This window comes from Viridibacillus soli (assembly GCF_016612995.1).
Lineage (GTDB): Bacteria > Bacillota > Bacilli > Bacillales_A > Planococcaceae > Viridibacillus > Viridibacillus soli.
In genome coordinates, this window is record NZ_JAEOAH010000008.1 from 22,981 (window position 1) to 42,639 (window position 19,659).

Consider the following 19,659-nt stretch of genomic DNA (forward strand, 5'->3'; position numbering starts at 1 on the left):
ATAAGTGGAATTTTCAATTATTTCATTTCAGTTATCCCTTTTTATGGTAAAATATTAAAAGGAGGTTAGAATAGATAGAAATCTCCTACACAGGAGGATTACATATGAAACAAGAAAAACTGTTAAAGAAGATACAATCTGTTCAACAAGCTATTCCTTTTTCAGGTACCATATTTGCGAAGCAGGGAACAGATGAACTAGCTAGTTTAAGCTACGGATATGCTAATCGAAGTGAAAAAATCGAAAATGAAGCAAATACAAAATACGGTATCGCCTCAGGCTGCAAAATTTTCACAGCTATCGCTATTTGCCAGCTTGTCGAAAAAGGAGAACTCTCTTTTGAATCGAAATTAAAAGATTGTTTAGCAGTTGAATTCCCATATTTTGATGAAAATATAACAGTCCACCATTTGCTTTCGCATACTTCTGGTGTTCCGGATTATTTTGATGAAGAAGTGATGGATGATTTTGAAGAACTATGGATTAAGACACCTATGTATCATATAAGAAGATTACAAGATTTCTTACCATTGTTTCAACAAGAGCAAATGAAATATCCTGCAGGTGCAAAATTCCAATACAATAATTCCGGCTACATTTTGTTAGGGCTGATTATTGAACAGATGAGTGGTATAAGTTTCAGTGAATATGTTGAAAAGAATATTTTCCAACGTGCTAGTATGCAAGATTCAGGTTATTTCGAGATGGATGCATTGCCTGCAAAAACAGCGGTTGGGTATATCGATCACGCAGACGGTTCATGGAAAACGAATATTTACTCTCTACCTGTAAAGGGAGGCTCAGACGGTGGAGCTTATGTAACGGCAACAGATATGATGAAGCTATGGGAAGCGTTGACAAACTTTACTCTTTTGTCTCAGAACATAACAACTCAAATGTTAACACCATATGCCCATGAAGAGGATGGATTATCCTATGGCTACGGAATTTGGATTGAAACAAATGGTGAAGAAATTTCTAAGTATTTGTTAATGGGTTATGATCCAGGTGTCAATTTTCATGCTGCATTTTACCCTAAGCAAAATCGCAAAATCGTTGTCTGCGTCAACACCTCTGAAGGAGCTTATGATATGATTTCAGGGATTGAGGAAGTGCTTTCTAGTTACTGAAATATAAGAGCTAGACAAAATCTCCAACAAATATACTTTTATTAGAAGATATTATATAGAATTTATTGAAATAAATATCGATGGTATTTTGAATGAGGTGAATCTTTTGAAGAATGACGAATTTGCTGCGGGATTTAAACGATCAGATAAATTATCAGCAAGTATTTTTGCTGTTCCTCAATTATTAGCTATTTTAATGGTGAATCAGTTTTGCTTAGTAAGATAATATTTGCATTAGTATGCTTGATAGCATCTAGTCTACTTTGGATAAGGGGTAAAAAAGAGGATGAGAAATGATAATTTTCTTTTTTGTTAGGAATTATCAGTAACATATTTCTTGGGAAAATTGAGTGAAGAGTAGAATGAGCAGTACTATTTTTCAAATGATATAGAATAAAAAGCGTCCATTAAAGTTAGTTTACGACTTAAATGGACGTTTTCTTGTTTGCTAATCGGCCTGCGTTACTTCCTCAACAGTTTGTTCAACTTCTTGACGTGACATTTTCTCATGACCGTTACGCATTGCTTGAAGTGTTTTGTGTGCAAGAGCTAAAGGGATTTTACAGAACATTAAGATGCTGCGTTTTTTTATGCTTTTATTGTACAAATCACCTTTTGCTAGGTTTTCCTCAGCGTATTTGAATAAATCATCGCGTGTCCAACCTTCTGGCATGAAGCTCACTCCGCGTTTATCGTCTTCATCTTGATTACGTAGAATGTTAACGGCTTGTAAACCTCGTCCGTAGCCGATTGCTAGTTCACGGTCTGTTTCAATGCCAGCTCCCCAGCGCCAAATATCTGATAGCATTGTCCCTACAAGACCTGCTACATAGTATGTGTAGTCATCTAAATCTTCTCTAGTTTTAACAACCCAATTTTTATCTGTCCATTTAGCCATTCCTTCAGCCATTTCACTTGTTGATGCAGCAATTGTTTTACGAATGCCTTCAGGACAAAGAGTTAGCCAATCACCAAGTCGAATGGTTACTTCAGGTAGTATGTTTTCATATGGTTTGACTAATGATAAGTAAGCTTCGTTATCAAATGGTTTTAGTAACATGGCACTTACTTGACGTAGAAGGTCGCTTTTTACGGCGCTATCTAAATCTTCATGGTCTTCAATTTCATCGATGGCGCGCATGCATAAATATGCCGTTGCAACAGTTGTTTTCATTTCTTTTTGCAAAAATGTAATGGGAATAAAAAATGTGCGACTTGTTGCTTTTAAAACGTTCATCGCTTCTTTATAGAGTGCTTTTTGTTCTGTCAATTTGTCTTCCTCCGTTCAATCAAAAAAACGTTCAATACTATCGTATATCAAATGTCGAAAAAGATACAACTAAATCTATGGAAGTCGAAGCAGATTTTTTATAATGGTTAGTAAATCATGATGATATTTAGATATCTAAATATTATCGGCATACATAGATTTTTAGATATCTAAATATTTTCTTTAAAAATAGTCAGGCGTGTTGATTACGCAATTTTAACCATTACTATTAAAGTGGTAGGTTGATTTCCGCTACGGGATGCTCGCTTTCCGCGGGCAGGCACCGAGCTGCTTCCTTCGCTCCGTGCAGTGTCTCGGTTCGCTTTCATTTCCTGCAGGAGTCGAGCACCCTCCGCTATAATCAACTAGAAAATAGTAACTTAAATGGTTAGACTAGATAACAAAGTAGCAATCGTAGCAGGAGGTGCATCAGGTATCGGAGAAAAAATGGTAGAACTTCGCTCGAGAAGGTGCAATTGGTATCGCTGCTGATATTAATGAAGTTGCAATCGATAAGGGTAAAAATATTTTCGGTATGAAATTAAACTATGGATGAAGGTAAATGGAGATAAATGGTGTTTTTTTGATAAGAAAAAAGATTAATCCTCTTGTCTATTAAAGCGTACAAAGAGCATGTTTTTAAACAAAGCTTGATTAAAACATGCTCTTTCATTCTGTAATAGCTTTTGGTTTTAGAATATAGATTGATAATTTAGGTATCCGAATCTTTAAGAAATGCCCGATTTTGTATATCCTATCCAAACAACTACTGCTTCTAAGAGCTATAGAGGTGATTGTGCTGGATTAAAGAATTGCTTTTTTAGGTTTTAAACTTAACGCATAAAACGTTTGCATAAATAATAAAATACAACCAATTCCAATAATAGAAATTATCTGCGATTGCTCTGTAAGAATAGAATAAAACATTAATCCAAAACTTAGTAAAATAAGCAGTGCCATCATCCAGTAATATAGTTTATATAAACCTTTTAACATTAAATATTTTTCACCATCATCAGTATCGGCTTACATTTTAAATAACATTATTATTCAAACACTCAATAAGCTAACTGTTTTTATCGGATTTTATTTCAAATCAACAAATGATTTCTAATAGCAATGAAAAATTCAGTTCAATTGATATCCATATTAATAACGCTGGAATCTCATCAGAAAAACAATAGATACTATTACAGTTGAAGACGGGTCATTAACGCATTCGGACTTTTCTTAGGTATGAAACACGTTTCTGCAGTAATAGAAGAAAATGGTAATGGTTCAATCGTTAACATTGCTTCATTCACTGCACAAATCAGTATGGGCTTAAATACATACTCTGCATCTAAAGGTTCTGTATCTGCAATTTCTAAAGCAGCTGCAACTGCATTTGGTAAATTTGACGTGCACGTGCACGCTTTATTCCCAGGCATTATCGAAACACTAATGACTGCTGTTTTAAAAGATTGGGCTGTATACGTAGAAGCTATAGTTTAAGCAACACCACTTTCTCGTCTTGGCCAACCAGCTGATGCATAAATAGTGAATGGATTGTTAGTTAAATTCAAATAGTGGGGTTATAGGTGGTGTTGATAAAGGGTAGTATCTGGTTCCATCTTCTCTCTATACAACTTATATCATTTGTTTTAAGTTATGTTCATTAAATGGAAAGGATATGTGTAATGAGAACTAATAAAATGATATTACTTGTAATAGTCTTATCCTTGTTTGTAAGTGTAATTATTCCAATGAATAAGGTTGATGCAGCAGTAAAAACAGCTATTGTCAATGTAGATAATCTAAATGTTCGCGCCAAAGCCACTACTTCATCTACATTATTAGGGCAACTTAAAAAAGATTCAACAGTAAGTGTATTAAAAATTGAAAATGGCTGGGCTAATATAAAATTTAAAGGGAAGCTTGCATATATTTCGGCCGTATATATTACATATACGAATGACTCTACGAGCAGTAAAAAAATGTACGTCAATGTAGATCTATTAAACGTAAGGGCTTCAGCATCTCCAGCTAGTAAAATGCTAGGTATGTTAAAAAAGAACGAAACAGTACAAGTTTTATCGACTACAAATGGTTGGTCTAAAATTGTATATCAATCATATCCAGCTTATGTAAAATCTTCTTATTTGTCGACTAATGCTACCAAACCTGTAAAACAGCTTAACTATCAATATAGCTTGAATATGGCTTCAAACTATATGTATGTTTATCGTGACGCAACCTCAAAAGCATATTCATTCTGGCAAAGTAAAGGCGGGGGTGAATGGGATATCACATTATTTGATCGTACTTATGGTACGACCAAGCATATTGGTTATTCTATTGAATCTAAAAAAGAATTATTAATTGGTAGTGAAGAGTCACCGATTATTCAATATCCGTTAACAGTAGGAAAGAAATTCAAAACAATGCAATCTACTGCAACCGTTTTGGCGATTGACAAAATTATGACGGTTAAGGCGGGCACATTTAAAAATGTCGTCGAAATTGATATGGGGAATGGTCTCATCAATTACTATGCACCGAATAGAGGCCATATTTTATCAAAAGATAAAAAATCAAAAAAGATCCTATATGAATTAATCGAATTCTATTAGAATCATAACAATTTAAGGCGCATGGAAGAATACCTTCATCCATGCGCTTTTTTTAATTCAAATGATATAATAGGGATATTTGGGAAATATTTAAAATAAAGAAGGGGTGGTAAAGTGAGTCAATTATGGTTTGGTGGCAAAATTTACACGATGCAGCAAGATGGGGAAACAGTGGAAGCAGTTCTTGTCGAGGATGGTAAGATTAAAAAGATAGGAGCATATAAGGAGCTCAAATCACTAGCGACTGAAATAATCGATTTGCAGGGAGCGGTAATGTATCCCGGATTTGTAGATAGTCATTTACATATGATTGGGCACGGAGAGAAACTTTTACGATTAGATCTGACGACAGTAAAATCTGCAGATGAGATGTTAGCAGTAATTAAACTTGCTGCGGCTAATCGTTCTGAGGATGAATGGTTAATTGCTGAGGGGTGGAATGAATTTCAATTCACTGACCAACGCATACCGACTGCACAGGAATTGGATGATATCCGCCATGCACCGATTGTGTTAAAACGTGTATGCCGCCATGTCCTACTTGCGAACACTTCCGCCATGCTTGCAGGTAGTATTACAAAAGAAACGCAAAATCCATCTGGTGGTGAAATCGGCCGTGACAAAAATGGTCAGTTAACTGGTTTATTATATGACCAAGCACTTTATAAAGTTTTAGATCAAATACCTTCTAATCAAGAATATTCATTGTCAGACGCACTAGAACTTGCAGTCAATCATATGCTGTCACTCGGTTTAACAGGCGGACATACAGAAGATATGAGCTACTATGGGCATTTTTCGAATCCACTAAAAGCTTTTGTTGAAGTAATTGGTAAAAAGAAAAATTTTAGGGCACATTTATTAAGGCATCATCTTATGTTTAAAGAAATGATGACGACAAATACCAAATACGCTGAGCCTTACATTGAACCCGGTGCGATGAAAATATTCTCAGACGGGGCACTTGGTGGCGCTACAGCGGCATTACTTGAACCGTACTCTGATCAGCCAGGTAATAAGGGATTATTTATACATACAGCTGAGCAATTAAATCAGCTTGTGAAAATGGCCAGACACTATGACGAAGCTGTTGCAGTTCATATTATCGGTGATGCCGCGCTTGCTCAAGTATTAACAGTAATTGAAGCGAACCCATTAACAAACGGCAAAAAGGATCGTCTCATTCACTGTAGTGTTGTGAATAAAGAATTGATTGAACGCATGCGTAAGTTACCCGTCATTTTAGATGTTCAACCACAATTTATTCTTTCGGATTTCCCGTGGGTTGTAGATAAGGTTGGTCAACAACGTGCTCAGTTGATGTTTCCGTTTAAAAGCTTTTTAGAACATGATTTAATATGCGCAGGCGGTTCAGATGCTCCGATTGAAGAGGTCAATCCATTACTGGGCATTCACGCAGCAATTGCTAGGAAAAAACGAGAGCACGCACATGATGGCTTTATACCATCAGAAAAGCTTACACGCTTTGAAGCAATTTCGCTTTATACAACAGGCAGTGCGAAGGCGATTGGTAAGGAAGCTGTTAGAGGTATGATTCAACAAGGCTTCGATGCGGATTTTTCGATTTTTGACAAAGATTTATTTACTTGTAATGAGGATGAAATTCCAGATGCAGTGGCACTTAAAACTATCGTTGCAGGTAATGTCGTTTTTTCCAAATAAATAAGTAGAAGGATATAAAAATTAGAACTTCATAGGAAATCGTTGCACAAAATTGCTCATAGCAGTAAAGTTTAGAAAGGGCGATCATAAAGGAGAATTGTATGACGAAGGCAATTGGAATAGACGCTGGGGGAACTCTAACGAAATTAGCTTATGTAAATGAATTTGGCGAGCTAGTGTTAGAGCATTTCCCTTCGAATGATTTACATGCTGTGACGGAATGGATCAGCAAACAACCTGAGATTGAAGAGATTGGCATAACAGGTGGACGAGCCGAGCAAGTCAAAGATTTACTGAAATCGGTTAAATCCATCCATTACATAGTTGAATTTGAAGCAACATTAAAAGGGGTTCGTTATCAACTTATGCAAGAGGGTCATCAATTTGACCGAAGCATCATAACAAATGTCGGGACAGGCACTTCCATTCATTATATGGATGGTGAAACGCATAGCCGTGTCGGGGGTACTGGCATTGGTGGTGGAACACTTGTCGGTTTAGCAGCATTAACGACAGGTATTTATAATTATAATGACATTATAAAACAAGCACAGTCTGGTGAGAGACAGGAGATGGACTTGTTAGTGCAAGATATATACCAAGGTATGGATACACCGATTTCAGGCACGTTAACGGCAAGTAACTTTGGTAAAATGGGAATCGACCAAACGAAAAATCATCCGACTGAAAATATTCTAGCAACAGTGCAAGGTTTAGTAGGGGAAGTTATTACGACGCTAAGTATCCAACTTGCTGAGCAAAATCAGGTCGAACATATTATTTATATTGGTACGACTTTAAACGAAAATGAAGCATTAAAAAAGATTATCGCCAACTACACGAAATTGAAAAAGAAAACACCAATCTTTTTAAATGACCACGGCTTTAGTGGAGCAATTGGTGCATTATTGAATATAGCTGCAAATCAAAATAAATAAAGAAAATGCAAATTGATGGCGTTTACAGAAGCGCCAAGTTGGTCTTGGTTAAAGCACTTGTACCAAGCTTCCAATCAATGACGATTCAATCAACTGATCCAAGACCTTCCGGTTATGCGACAGCTACTTTCTTTACATTATTTGATGTAGGAGTTGCTCTTGGTTCATGGCTACTTGGTATCGTTGCAGTATATCTTTTTGCCGCATTTGTTGTTTCAATTGAAGCCATTGCATATATGGTGACGCAAATGAGAAAAAAGCAAACTCTACTTAGGAGTTTGCCTTTTTTGATTTGTGCGTAATGCTTCTCTTGCAAGGGCATCTGCGGCACGATTTTCTGAATCGGGAATCCATTTGATGAAAAATAAATCGAATTTTCTAGATAGCTCAAGCGCCTCTTCTAAATAAGGCTTATATGCCTCATTTTTGACATATTCCTTTTCAATAGACGCAACGACAATCTTTGAATCCGAGCGAACAGAAATAATGCCTGTTGATAATTTCAAGGCTTCCTTTAAACCTTGAACGAGCGCGATAAATTCGGTCGTATGGTTATCATTTTCTCCAATGGATTCACCGATTTTAATCAGCTGGCCTTCACCTTTAATGAAAATACCGATTGCACTCGGTCCAGGATTCCCTGCAGTTGCTGCATCAATATACAATTCAATCATTAAGTCACCTGCTATATCATATTTACTTCTACAGTCTATTTTATGACATGTTGAATGAAAAGGGAAAGAGTCGGAATAGGACTAGTATAGACTACGTAAACTAATAAGCAATTGTAAGGAGAAAATATTTGAAACTGTCTTCTCCAAATAGTAAAATAAAAAAATACTGAAATTTTGAGGTGAATCGATTTGATGGACAAAGTAACCGTCATAAAGGAAATTGACGAAATCGTGGAAAATTATTGTGAAGGTTGCTTCGTGAAAAATCAACTTCGTAAAGACCGAGGTAAAACTGGAGCCCATCGTTTCTGTATTGAATCATGTACAGTAGGGGAGCAGCTACACTTTTTAGGCGAAGAACTACTAAAAGTTTATACTAAATAACCTACTTCTATCTTCCAAACACCAAGAGTTTTTACCTTTTGGTGTTTTTTTTGTTGAAATAAATGGCCGATGCTAGTAACATTGGATAACAATTACTGAATTATTGTAATAATCGTGCTATTTTAACATCTTCTTATATAGATTTGTAAATATTCATTGACTACTACAGTTAGTATTTGTACACTGTGAAGAAACAACTGTTTTTTACAGGGATACAAATATACAAATAAACAATGTAAGGATATGATGAAATGAAAGTATGTAAATTTGGTGGAACTTCAGTTGCAAGTGCAGAACAAATTAAAAAGGTAGCAGCAATCGTACAATCTGACCATTCAAGACGCCTAATTGTCGTTTCCGCTCCTGGTAAACGTTTTAGTGATGATACAAAAGTAACCGATTTATTAATAGAATTAGCAAACGCTACATTACAACAAGGTGCTGTTGAAGAGAAATTAAAAAACGTCGTAAAGCGCTATGAAAATAATGCAAAGGGTCTTGGTTTAGATCATGTTATTTGTGACGTCATTGAAGCGGATTTACGTAAACGTATTGCGCAAGTTGGATCAGTAAGTGACGAATTCTTAATGGATAGCTTAAAAGCGAGTGGAGAAGATAATAATGCGAAAATGATCGCAGCTTACTTCAAAAGCATCGGTTTAGAAGCAAAATATGTGAATCCACTTGAAAGTGGTTTAATCGTTAATGACTTACCAGCTCGAGCACAAGCATTGCCAAAAGCGTACGAAAATTTGAGTGCCTTAAAGGATTCACAAGAAATTGTTGTGTTCCCAGGTTTCTTTGGCTATACAGAAGAAGGTGTATTACGTACATTTGAACGTGGTGGATCAGATATTACTGGATCTATTTTAGCGGCAGCTGTAAAAGCTGATTTATACGAAAACTTCACTGATGTAGATTCAGTGTTCTGTGCAAATCCCAAAGTTGTGAATTGTCCAGTTGAAATTCAAGAAATTACGTACCGTGAAATGCGTGAGTTATCTTATGCAGGTTTCTCAGTTTTCCATGACGAAGCATTAATGCCCGTTTATAAAGTGGGTATTCCCGTTTGTATTAAAAATACGAATAACCCATCTACACCGGGAACTCGTATCGTCTCCGAGCGTAAAACAAATCGCCGCCCGGTAACCGGTATTTCAGCTGATAGTGGTTTCTCAATTTTATTTGTTAGTAAATACTTGATGAACCGTGAGATCGGTTTTGGACGTAAATTACTCCAAATTTTAGAAGAAGAGAATATTTCATATGAGCATACTCCTTCTGGTTTGGATGATATCTCTGTTATTATTCGTAGCCATCAACTAACTGTTGATAAAGAAGATCGCATCGTAAAGCGTGTTGAAACAGAATTATATGCAGATGATGTACATTTCCGTCATGATTTCTCAATGATTGTTATTGTGGGAGAAGGTATGAATAACAATACAGGCTTAGCGGCGCGTGCTGCGACAGCCATTTCAAAAACAGGCGCTAATATTGAAATGATTAACCAAGGATCTTCTGAAGTTAGTCTCGTATTCGGTGTTCGTAAAGAGTTTGAAAATAAAATATTACAAGCACTATACAATGAATTTTTCGCTCTTTCAGCAACAATATAATTGAGGATAAATTATTTAGGGCGATCAACGTAAAATCATACGTTGGTCGTTATTTTATATTTGCTGTATAAAAAAATGTTCAGATAAATAAAAAAAATAAAAAATAAACATCATCTTAATTGCAATTTACATATACTTTCCTATAGATTAATAATAGTAACTTATTTTAGGAGGTGAATTCTTTATTCTGAATCTGAATAAGGATCAGATCAGATATAAAGAACATGATTGGACAATGATATAGCCATTAAGTTAGTTGTTTTCATAATACTAATCGCATTTACCGCGTTTTTCGTAGCGTCGGAGTTTGCGATTATAAAGGTGAGATCAACTAGGATCGACCAGCTCGTCCTTGAAGGCAATAAAAAGGCGATTAAAGCAAAAAAGGTCACGAATAATTTAGATGAGTATTTATCAGCTTGCCAGCTTGGCATTACGATTACGGCATTAGGGCTTGGGTGGTTGGGGAAACCGACTATTGAAGCTATCCTGAAACCACTGTTCGAGATATTCAGCTTAGATGCTCGTATTTCTTCAGTGTTATCATTTATTATTGCGTTTTCAATCGTTACATTTTTGCACGTTGTAGTCGGAGAGCTTGCCCCAAAAACATTAGCGATTCAACAAGCTGAAACGGTCACATTGCAAACAGCTGGATCACTTATTTTATTCCATAATATTATGTATCCATTCATTAAATTATTAAATGGTTCTGCTAGAGGTTTAACCGCTTTATTCGGTTTGAAAATGGAGTCAGAGTCTGATGCTGCCCACAGTGAAGAAGAGTTACGCATGATTTTGTCAGATAGCTATAAGAGCGGTGAGATTAATCGCTCTGAATATAGTTTTGTAAATCGTATTTTCGAATTCGATGATCGTATTGCAAAGGAAATTATGGTCCCTAGAACGGAAATTATTAGCCTTGATAAAGAACTAACGCTGAAGGAAGTATTTGATGTCATCAATGTAGAACAATATACTCGCTATCCAGTCGTAGATGGTGATAAGGATCATATTATAGGCATCGTTAATATGAAGCAGTTGTTAACAGCATTCATCTTAGATGAAACGAATGCAACAAAACCAATGACCAACTTTATGCAACCAGTTATTCGAATTATTGAAACAGTACCTATCAGTGATTTATTACTTAAATTTCAATTAAAGCGCATTCATATGGCTATTCTTATGGATGAGTATGGTGGTACATCGGGTCTTGTAACTATTGAAGATATCATTGAGGAGATTGTTGGGGATATTAAAGATGAATTTGACTATGATGAACTACCTGAAGTGCAAAAGATAGCTGAAAATCATTATAATCTTGATGCTAAACTACGATTGGATGAAGTAGAAGCGCTTTTACATATCGATATTCATGATGATGATATCGATACAATCGGGGGGTGGTTCATGACAAATCATGATCGTATCTTTAAAGGCGAAAAGTACGAAGCAGAAGGCTATGAATTTACTATTCAAGATGTGAATATGCATCAAATTGTAAGACTTGAAGTGAAAAAAGTAATTTCATAATGAAACTGCCATGACATAGTTCATGGCAGTTTTTTTGATAAAAAATAGTTATGTTAATATCGTGTAGAAATGATTGTTATTGTATAAAAAATACGTAAAAAAAGCTATTCCTCAAGAAATACTTGTAGAATAGCTGCTACCCATTATATTTTCATCACGTTCGCAGCTTGTGGACCACGATTACCTTCGATAATATCAAAACTTACATCTTGTCCCTCTTCTAAGGTGCGGAAACCTTCCTCCTGGATACCAGTGAAATGGACGAATACATCTTCATTATCATTGTACTCTATAAAACCATAACCTTTTTCGTTATTGAACCATTTTACTTTTCCTTGTTGCATGTAGGTTCCTCCCGTATGAAACAGAATGTTCAAGCGTGAAAATCATCACACATTATTAGTGAAATGATGGATAAACTATACATGATAAGATAAAAAATGTCAATTGATTGTCGAATTAGCATATGATTTGCTGGAAAAAGTACTTTATAATAGGGTTAGATGGCAAAATCACGAAGATTTACATCTTACTATCTGACTTTATTAAAAGTAAATGAAAGAGGGATCTGCTGTGTCTAAAATTGCTCAACCATTATCAGATTTAGAAATTGCACAAAATGCAACAATGCGTCCAATAACAGAAATTGCAAAGAACGCAGGTATACCGCAAGAAGCATTAGAACTTTACGGGAATTATAAAGCGAAAATCAATCCATTAAAATTACCCCAAAAAGCAACTGAAGCAAAAGTGGTTCTTGTAACAGCGATCAGTCCAACACCTGCAGGCGAAGGAAAATCAACTGTGACAGTTGGTTTAGCTGATGCACTTAAACAACTAAATGAAAATGTCGTAGTTGCATTGCGTGAACCTTCACTCGGTCCTATAATGGGCATGAAAGGCGGGGCAACTGGTGGTGGCTACGCACAAGTATTACCGATGGATGACATTAACCTCCATTTCACTGGAGACATTCACGCCATTACAACAGCAAACAATGCACTCGCTGCATTAATAGATAATCATATCCAGCAAGGTAACGTTTTGCAAATAGACCCACGACGTATTATATGGAAAAGATGCTTAGATATGAATGATCGAGCACTTCGTAATATTGTTATTGGTTTAGGTGGGCCTGTGCAAGGTACACCACGAGAAGATGGTTTTGACATTACAGTAGCTTCAGAAATAATGGCTATTTTCTGTTTAGCAAAAGATTTACAAGATTTGAAAAAACGTATTTCTGATATTGTTATCGGCTACACCTTTGATCGTGAACCTATATTTGTACGCGATTTAGGTGTGGAAGGAGCACTAACACTTCTACTAAAAGATGCCTTCAAACCAAATTTGGTGCAAACAATAGAAGGGACACCAGCTATTATTCACGGTGGACCATTTGCTAATATCGCACACGGCTGTAATTCAATTCAAGCAACAAATACAGCACGGAAACTCGCTGATATCGTGGTAACGGAAGCGGGATTCGGTGCGGACTTAGGTGCAGAGAAATTCATGAATATTAAAGCAGTACAAGGTGGCTTTAAACCGAACACAGTCGTTATTGTAGCCACTGCACGCGCATTGAAAATGCATGGTGGTGCGCTAAAAACAGAGTTAAAGGCAGAAAATATAGAAGCAATCACTAAAGGTATCAAAAATTTAGCGAAGCATGTGGAAACAATTCGTACCTTCGGCGTAGAACCAATTATCGCTTTAAATCGCTTTATCACAGATACGGAAGTTGAACTTGCTACTATTTTAGAATGGTGTCAAGAAAACAACGTTAAAATCGCTCGTACGAATGTATGGGAAGAAGGCGGTAAAGGTGGTATTGAATTAGCCAAACAAGTACTATCAGTTATTCATGAAGAAAATAACTTCGCCCCACTTTATGACGTATCAGTTTCAATTGAAGTAAAAGTACGTACAATCGTACAAAAAGTATACGGTGGACTAGGCGTGCAATTTTCAGATAAAGCATTAAAACAAATGGCAGAAATCGAAAAATTCGGTTGGGATGCACTGCCGATATGCATGGCGAAAACACAATATTCTTTATCAGATCAACCGAAATTATTAGGACGTCCAGAAAACTTCACAGTAACAGTGCGTGAAATCATTCCAAAACTTGGTGCAAAATTTCTCGTGTGCTTGACTGGTGACATAATGACAATGCCAGGATTACCAAAAGTACCAGCAGCATTGAAAATGGATGTAGACGCTGACGGTAATGCTATTGGTCTATTTTAATTATTGAATTGAATGAAGAGCTGTCTAAAGGTTTATTAAAATAAACTTTAGCTAGCTCTTTTTTATTGCTTTTCCAAATCTGAAAAAATTTTCACCAAATAGACTTCAAGATCATATAGTGGAAGAAAGAGTTTGTACTGGAATATAAAGGTGTAATATGATAGACTTCAATTTAATACCAAGTAAATAAATAAGAATAATAATGATGATAATAGAGGTGTAAAATTGGGAAGAGAATTTATTCATCTTTTTGATGATTGGGCGAAGTCGTATGAATCATCAGTGACGGGTCAGGATAAAGAATATCGTGATGTTTTCGAAGGATATGAAAATATATTAGAAAAAGTCGCAAATGCTTCAACAGGTACCGTTATTGAATTTGGTACTGGAACAGGAAACTTGACACTTAAACTGGTGGCAGCAGGAAGAGATGTCATTGGAATCGAACCGCATGAGTCCATGCGTGAAATTACGGGTAGACGATGCCCTAATATTCAGCTTGTCGACGGCGATTTACAAAACTTCTCAATTGAAGATAAAGTAATAGATTCAATTGTTAGCACTTATGTTTTTCACCATTTAACGGATGAAGAAAAACAAGAAGTGCTAAAAACATACGCAAAGTTATTACAAGCGGGAGGGAAAATTATTTTCGCAGATACAGCATTTGCATCTGAAGAACATAAGCTGGCACAGGTGAAAAAGGAGAGAGCACGCGACTTCCATGCAGTGGCAGATGATCTAGAGCGTGAGTATTATACAACGATTCCAAAGTTGCAAACGATGTTTCAAGAAGCGGGTTTTGATGTCATTTTTAATCAATTAAACGATTATGTTTGGTATATGGAAGCGACCAAGACTAGAGAGACTATTAATAAATGATGTATTAAAAAGGTGGGATAAACATGACTTTGTATAACAATGTTCATCAATTGATTGGTAATACGCCATTAATGGAAATTACACATATTGAGATTCCTAATAATTGCCGAATATTTGCGAAACTAGAATATTTAAATCCTGGCGGTAGTGTCAAAGATCGCCTAGGAATTTCTTTATTGGAGGATGCGAAAGAACTCGGGATAATACGACCTGGTAGTACCATTATTGAAGCGACCGCTGGTAATACAGGGATTGGTTTAGCACTTGCTGCAATAGGCAAAAAGTATCGTGTAATATTTGTTATTCCAGAAAAATTTAGTCAAGAAAAACAAATATTAATGAAAGCTTTAGGAGCAGAAATCATTAATACACCAACAGAATTCGGTATGGAAGGGGCTATAAAAAGGGTAAATGAACTAGTTGAAGCCATCCCGAATTCCTTTTCACCATCTCAGTTCTCAAATCCTGCAAATCCTGCAACTTATGAAAAAACACTTGGTCCAGAAATTTGGAGAGATTTAGATGGAAATATCGATGTATTTGTAGCTGGAGCTGGCACGGGTGGTACCTTTATGGGAACAGCCCGTTACTTAAAAACAAAAAATGGCAAATTAAAAACGGTTATTGTAGAACCAGTTGGCTCCATATTAAATGGCGGAGAGGCATCGGCACATGTTACGGAAGGTATTGGGATGGAATTTTTACCAGATTATATGGATACATCATATTTTAATGCCATCCATACTATAAGGGATGAAGATGCTTTTCACGCATTAAAAGAATTGGCCCAAAAAGAAGGTTTACTTGTAGGAAGTTCCGCTGGAGCAGCTTTCCATGCAGCGCTACTTGAAGCACAAGTAGCAAAGCCGGGAAGTAATATTGTTACTATTTTTGCTGATTCAAGTGAACGCTATTTAAGTCAATCAATATATGAATTATTTGAAGAGGAGCTTATTTAAATGAGAGCAAAAACAAAATTTATACATGCTGGTATTGTTGGTGATGAAACAACAGGTGCGGTTTCAACTCCTATTTATCAAGTTAGTACCTATAAACAAGATGCAGTTGGTAAGTTTAATGGATATGAATATTCTCGAACAGGCAACCCAACACGCCATGCGTTAGAGGTATTAATAAGTGATCTTGAAGAGGGACATGCTGGATTCGCTTTTAGTTCAGGAATGGCTGCTATAAGCTCAGTAGTTATGCTTTTTAACCAAGGTGACCATATTATTGTTACTGATGATGTTTATGGTGGAACTTTTAGAATTTTCACGAAAGTTTTAAATCGCTTTGGTATAAAGGCAAGTTTTGTAGATACAGCAAATATTCAGGCTGTTGAAGACGCCATTCAACCAAATACAAAAGCAATTTATATTGAAACACCAACTAACCCATTATTAAAAATTACAGATATAAAGCAAGTAAGTATTTTAGCAAAACAGTATCAATTATTAACAATCGTAGATAACACATTTTTAACCCCATACCTACAACAGCCGATTACACTAGGTGCTGATATTGTATTGCATAGTGCAACAAAATATATTGGTGGCCATAGTGATGTAGTAGCAGGACTTGTTGTTGTAAATAGTGCAGAACTTGCAGAACAATTACATTTTGTTCAAAACTCTGTAGGTGCTATATTAGGGCCTCAAGATTCGTGGTTATTAATACGAGGAATAAAAACTTTGCCCATTCGAATAGAAGAAGTAAATTCAAATACACGAAGAATCGCAGAATTCTTGGAGCAACATAACAAGGTAGGGAAAGTGTATTATCCTGGTTTAATACATCATCCAGGTCATGAAATACAAAATACACAAGCAACTGGCTTTGGAGGTATGATTTCTTTTGATGTTGGAAGTGCAGAAAAAGCCGATGAAATGCTTTCGAAATTGCGTTATTTCACATTAGCAGAAAGCCTTGGTGCTGTAGAAAGTTTAATTTCTATTCCTGCGCGTATGACACATGCTTCAATTCCTGCAGAACGTCGTGCTGAACTAGGAATAGTGGATGGACTTGTGCGCATTTCAGTAGGTATTGAAGATGTAGAAGATTTACTGGAAGATTTAGAACTAGCGTTAAAATAAAATAAAAATGAAACAAAGTGAACAGCTACCTTTATAATAGAAGGTAGCTGTTTTATTTAGGAGGAAAAAAATTGACGATTGTAGAACGATGCAAACAATTAGTAAAGGATATTTATGATCAGTTTGATGCTAGTCATGACTGGCAACATATAGAACGAGTTATGCAAAATGCAAAAGCTATCTTAAAAACAGAACCTTCGGCAAATGCTGAAATAGTAGAACTGTCAGTATTATTACATGATGTTAGTGATTCAAAATATACAGATTCAAAGGAAAACGAACAACGAATTTTACAACTGCTTGATCTATCTAAACAAAAGCAACACATAATTCGAGAAATCATTGCTTCTGTTTCATATAATGGAGGTAACCAATTAGAAACCAAATCAATTGAAGCACAAATCGTACGTGATGCAGATCGCTTAGATGCCATCGGGGCAGTAGGCATTGCAAGAACATTTGCGTACGGTGGAGCAAAAGGTCGTAAGCTCTATGATGACCAAGAGGAAGCACGTTATAATATGTCGGTAGAAGACTATCGCAAGAAGCAAACAGCCTCTGTCACGCATTTTTATGAAAAGCTATTATTGCTAAAAGATTTAATGACTACAACTAAAGGCAAGCAGATGGCTAAGGAACGACATGAATTTATGGTATGCTTTTTAAAACAGCTTAAAAACGAAAGAGACGGGGAACTATGAGCCATTTAATTATATCTAACTTAACTAAAACGGTTGGAGACAAAACTTTATTCGAAAATATCGACTTTACTATTTATGACGGGGAACGTGCTGGATTAATCGGCATTAACGGCACCGGCAAATCGACACTTATGTCCATTTTAGCTGGTGATCTGGATGCAGATAATATTGACATAGATCATCCAAACAAATATCGCATCGCCCACTTACCACAAAATCCGGAATTCGCACAACAAGAAACAGTGTTACAAGCTGTATTCTCAGGTGACTCACCGATCTTAAAACTAAACCGTGATTATGAAGACACACTTAAAGAGCTTGGCAAAAATCCAGAATCAGCGCAATTACAGGCGCAATTATTCCGTCTGCAACAAGAAATGGATACACAGCAAGCTTGGGATGTCAACGCTTTAGCAAAAACAGCCCTTACAAAGCTTGGTATTGAAATGTTTGAAGAGCAAGTAACAAATCTATCTGGTGGGCAACAAAAGCGTGTAGCGCTAGCAAAAGTGCTTATTGAGCCTGCAGATCTTTATCTATTAGATGAACCGACAAACCATTTGGACGTGCAATCGACTGAATGGCTACAAGAAATGGTGTTGCGCTTAAAAGGAGCGGTCATCTTCATCACCCATGACCGTTACTTCTTAGATGAAATTTCGACTCATATTTATGAACTAGCAGACCAAACAATGTACAAGCATACCGGGAACTACGGTGACTATTTAGAATCCAAAGCCATCCGTGAGGAAATGGCAATTGCGACTCAACAAAAAATGCAAAACCGTTATCGCTCAGAGTTAAAATGGATTCGCCGCGGAGCACAGGCACGCTCTACAAAGCAAAAAGCACGTATTCAGCGTTTTGAAGAGCTATCTGATAATCTAGATCGCAAATCAGATGATACGGGCCTTGAACTTGGGTTAGCAACATCAAGACTTGGTAAAAAGGTGTTAGAAGCTGAAAATATTACAAAAACATTTGGTGAACGCCATCTTATTCAAGGTTTTTCATTCTTATTGCAGCAAGGCGACCGTATTGGCATTATCGGAGCAAATGGAGCAGGGAAAAGTACATTACTGAAAATGCTAGCTAATGAAATAACACCAGACAAAGGTCGCATAGAAGTTGGCTCAACTGTTCGAATTGCCCACTTCACACAACAGCTGCCACAAATGAATGACAAGCAACGTATGATTGAGTACATTCGTGAATCGGCAAATGATATTCAAGACTCAGAAGGAGAGCGTCACTCAGCTGCTTCGATGCTAGAACGCTTCTTATTTCCACTACACGCGCATGGAACGCCAATTGGTAAGCTTTCTGGTGGTGAACGTAAACGTCTGTACCTATTGAAATTATTAATGGAACAGCCTAATGTTCTATTACTTGATGAGCCTACAAATGATCTAGATATTGCAACACTATCTGTATTGGAAGACTTTATCGAACAATTCCCAGGTGTTGTTGTAACTATCTCCCATGACCGCTTTTTCTTAGATCGTATCGCGAAAAAGCTTTGGATTTTAGATGGTCGTGGTGGTGTTGATGAAAGCCTTGATATTTACAGCGATTATTTAGCGGCACTTGAAGCAGCCCCAGCACCAGTGAAAGAAGAAAAAGCTGAAAAATCAAAAGAGCAAAAAGTGAAAACGCAAAAGAAAAAGCTATCATTCAAAGAACAAAAAGAGTGGGAAACAATTGAAGCTGATATTGCAAAAATTGAAGAAGCGATAATGGTGGCAGAAGAAGGCGTATCAACTGCTGGTTCTGACTTCACTAAACTTCAACAATTAACTGCAAAGCTAGAAGAACTAAACGCACAATATGAGTACCTTATTGAACGTTGGGAATACTTACAAGATATTGTCGGCTGATAAGAGG

18 protein-coding genes are annotated in these 19,659 nt (G+C 36.5%); 15 read left to right on the plus strand and 3 right to left on the minus strand.

Annotation, left to right across the window (positions count from 1 at the left end):
* Positions 1-104: 104 nt before the first annotated feature.
* Positions 105-1,130 carry a serine hydrolase domain-containing protein gene (locus JFL43_RS08795; protein WP_200748747.1) on the plus strand — a complete coding sequence of 342 codons (1,026 nt, stop codon included), beginning with the start codon at positions 105-107 and terminating at the stop codon, positions 1,128-1,130.
* 448 nt (positions 1,131-1,578) lie between these two features.
* Here JFL43_RS08795 and JFL43_RS08800 read toward each other — a convergent pair whose 3' ends face one another.
* A complete protein-coding gene (locus tag JFL43_RS08800) occupies positions 1,579-2,400 on the minus strand; it encodes a squalene/phytoene synthase family protein (RefSeq protein WP_198517904.1) in 822 nt (273 codons plus the stop codon).
* A gap of 1,209 nt (positions 2,401-3,609) precedes the next feature.
* On the opposite strand from JFL43_RS08800, the gene JFL43_RS08805 reads away from it, so the two are divergent.
* The 5 genes from JFL43_RS08805 (at position 3,610) to JFL43_RS08825 (ending at position 7,935) form a co-directional block, all read left to right on the plus strand.
* Positions 3,610-3,894 carry an SDR family oxidoreductase gene (locus JFL43_RS08805; RefSeq protein ID WP_325166655.1) on the plus strand — a complete coding sequence of 95 codons (285 nt, stop codon included), beginning with the start codon at positions 3,610-3,612 and terminating at the stop codon, positions 3,892-3,894.
* A 185-nt stretch (positions 3,895-4,079) separates the two neighbouring features.
* The gene (locus tag JFL43_RS08810; RefSeq protein ID WP_200748750.1) at positions 4,080-5,012 is read left to right on the plus strand and encodes an SH3 domain-containing protein; all 933 of its coding nucleotides are present in this window, start codon (positions 4,080-4,082) and stop codon (positions 5,010-5,012) included.
* Between the two features lie 114 nt (positions 5,013-5,126).
* Entirely contained in the window at positions 5,127-6,695 is a 1,569-nt protein-coding gene (locus JFL43_RS08815; RefSeq protein WP_200748751.1) for an amidohydrolase, read from the plus strand.
* A gap of 101 nt (positions 6,696-6,796) precedes the next feature.
* The gene (gene coaW, locus JFL43_RS08820) at positions 6,797-7,633 is read left to right on the plus strand and encodes a type II pantothenate kinase (protein WP_100796842.1); all 837 of its coding nucleotides are present in this window, start codon (positions 6,797-6,799) and stop codon (positions 7,631-7,633) included.
* A gap of 38 nt (positions 7,634-7,671) precedes the next feature.
* Complete coding sequence (locus tag JFL43_RS08825; RefSeq protein ID WP_200748752.1) at positions 7,672-7,935, plus strand: hypothetical protein; 264 nt, start codon at positions 7,672-7,674, stop codon at positions 7,933-7,935.
* Here JFL43_RS08825 and JFL43_RS08830 read toward each other — a convergent pair.
* Positions 7,900-8,307 carry a ribonuclease HI family protein gene (locus tag JFL43_RS08830; protein WP_100796844.1) on the minus strand — a complete coding sequence of 136 codons (408 nt, stop codon included), beginning with the start codon at positions 8,305-8,307 and terminating at the stop codon, positions 7,900-7,902. The two genes, JFL43_RS08825 and JFL43_RS08830, sit on opposite strands and share 36 nt — an antisense overlap.
* A 192-nt stretch (positions 8,308-8,499) precedes the next feature.
* Here JFL43_RS08830 and JFL43_RS08835 point away from each other — a divergent pair, with 192 nt between their 5' ends.
* The 3 genes from JFL43_RS08835 to JFL43_RS08845 all read left to right on the plus strand — a co-directional run bounded on the left by JFL43_RS08835 (position 8,500) and on the right by JFL43_RS08845 (position 11,846).
* Positions 8,500-8,691, plus strand: a complete 192-nt coding sequence (locus tag JFL43_RS08835) for a zinc-finger domain-containing protein (RefSeq protein ID WP_100796845.1) — start codon at positions 8,500-8,502, stop codon at positions 8,689-8,691.
* 251 nt (positions 8,692-8,942) lie between these two features.
* Entirely contained in the window at positions 8,943-10,310 is a 1,368-nt protein-coding gene (locus JFL43_RS08840) for an aspartate kinase (protein ID WP_100796846.1), read from the plus strand.
* A gap of 228 nt (positions 10,311-10,538) precedes the next feature.
* A complete protein-coding gene (locus JFL43_RS08845; protein ID WP_100796847.1) occupies positions 10,539-11,846 on the plus strand; it encodes a hemolysin family protein in 1,308 nt (435 codons plus the stop codon).
* Between the two features lie 143 nt (positions 11,847-11,989).
* Here JFL43_RS08845 and JFL43_RS08850 read toward each other — a convergent pair whose 3' ends face one another.
* Positions 11,990-12,190, minus strand: a complete 201-nt coding sequence (locus tag JFL43_RS08850; protein WP_100796848.1) for a cold-shock protein — start codon at positions 12,188-12,190, stop codon at positions 11,990-11,992.
* 229 nt (positions 12,191-12,419) lie between these two features.
* On the opposite strand from JFL43_RS08850, the gene JFL43_RS08855 reads away from it, so the two are divergent.
* The 6 genes from JFL43_RS08855 (at position 12,420) to JFL43_RS08880 (ending at position 19,652) form a co-directional block, all read left to right on the plus strand.
* Positions 12,420-14,099: a formate--tetrahydrofolate ligase gene (locus tag JFL43_RS08855; protein WP_407701969.1), complete on the plus strand. Its 1,680-nt coding sequence runs from the start codon at positions 12,420-12,422 to the stop codon at positions 14,097-14,099.
* A gap of 225 nt (positions 14,100-14,324) precedes the next feature.
* Entirely contained in the window at positions 14,325-14,981 is a 657-nt protein-coding gene (locus JFL43_RS08860; protein WP_200748754.1) for a class I SAM-dependent DNA methyltransferase, read from the plus strand.
* A 23-nt stretch (positions 14,982-15,004) separates the two neighbouring features.
* Positions 15,005-15,940 (plus strand): PLP-dependent cysteine synthase family protein, encoded by a 936-nt coding sequence (locus JFL43_RS08865; protein WP_200748755.1) that lies wholly within the window; start codon positions 15,005-15,007, stop codon positions 15,938-15,940.
* Positions 15,941-17,074 (plus strand): bifunctional cystathionine gamma-lyase/homocysteine desulfhydrase, encoded by a 1,134-nt coding sequence (locus JFL43_RS08870; protein WP_200748756.1) that lies wholly within the window; start codon positions 15,941-15,943, stop codon positions 17,072-17,074. It abuts the gene before it with no gap.
* A 71-nt stretch (positions 17,075-17,145) separates the two neighbouring features.
* Positions 17,146-17,775 carry an HD domain-containing protein gene (locus JFL43_RS08875; RefSeq protein ID WP_200748757.1) on the plus strand — a complete coding sequence of 210 codons (630 nt, stop codon included), beginning with the start codon at positions 17,146-17,148 and terminating at the stop codon, positions 17,773-17,775.
* Complete coding sequence (locus JFL43_RS08880) at positions 17,772-19,652, plus strand: ABC-F family ATP-binding cassette domain-containing protein (protein ID WP_200748758.1); 1,881 nt, start codon at positions 17,772-17,774, stop codon at positions 19,650-19,652. The genes JFL43_RS08875 and JFL43_RS08880 overlap by 4 nt, the downstream gene beginning before the upstream one ends.
* Positions 19,653-19,659 lie beyond the last annotated feature (7 nt).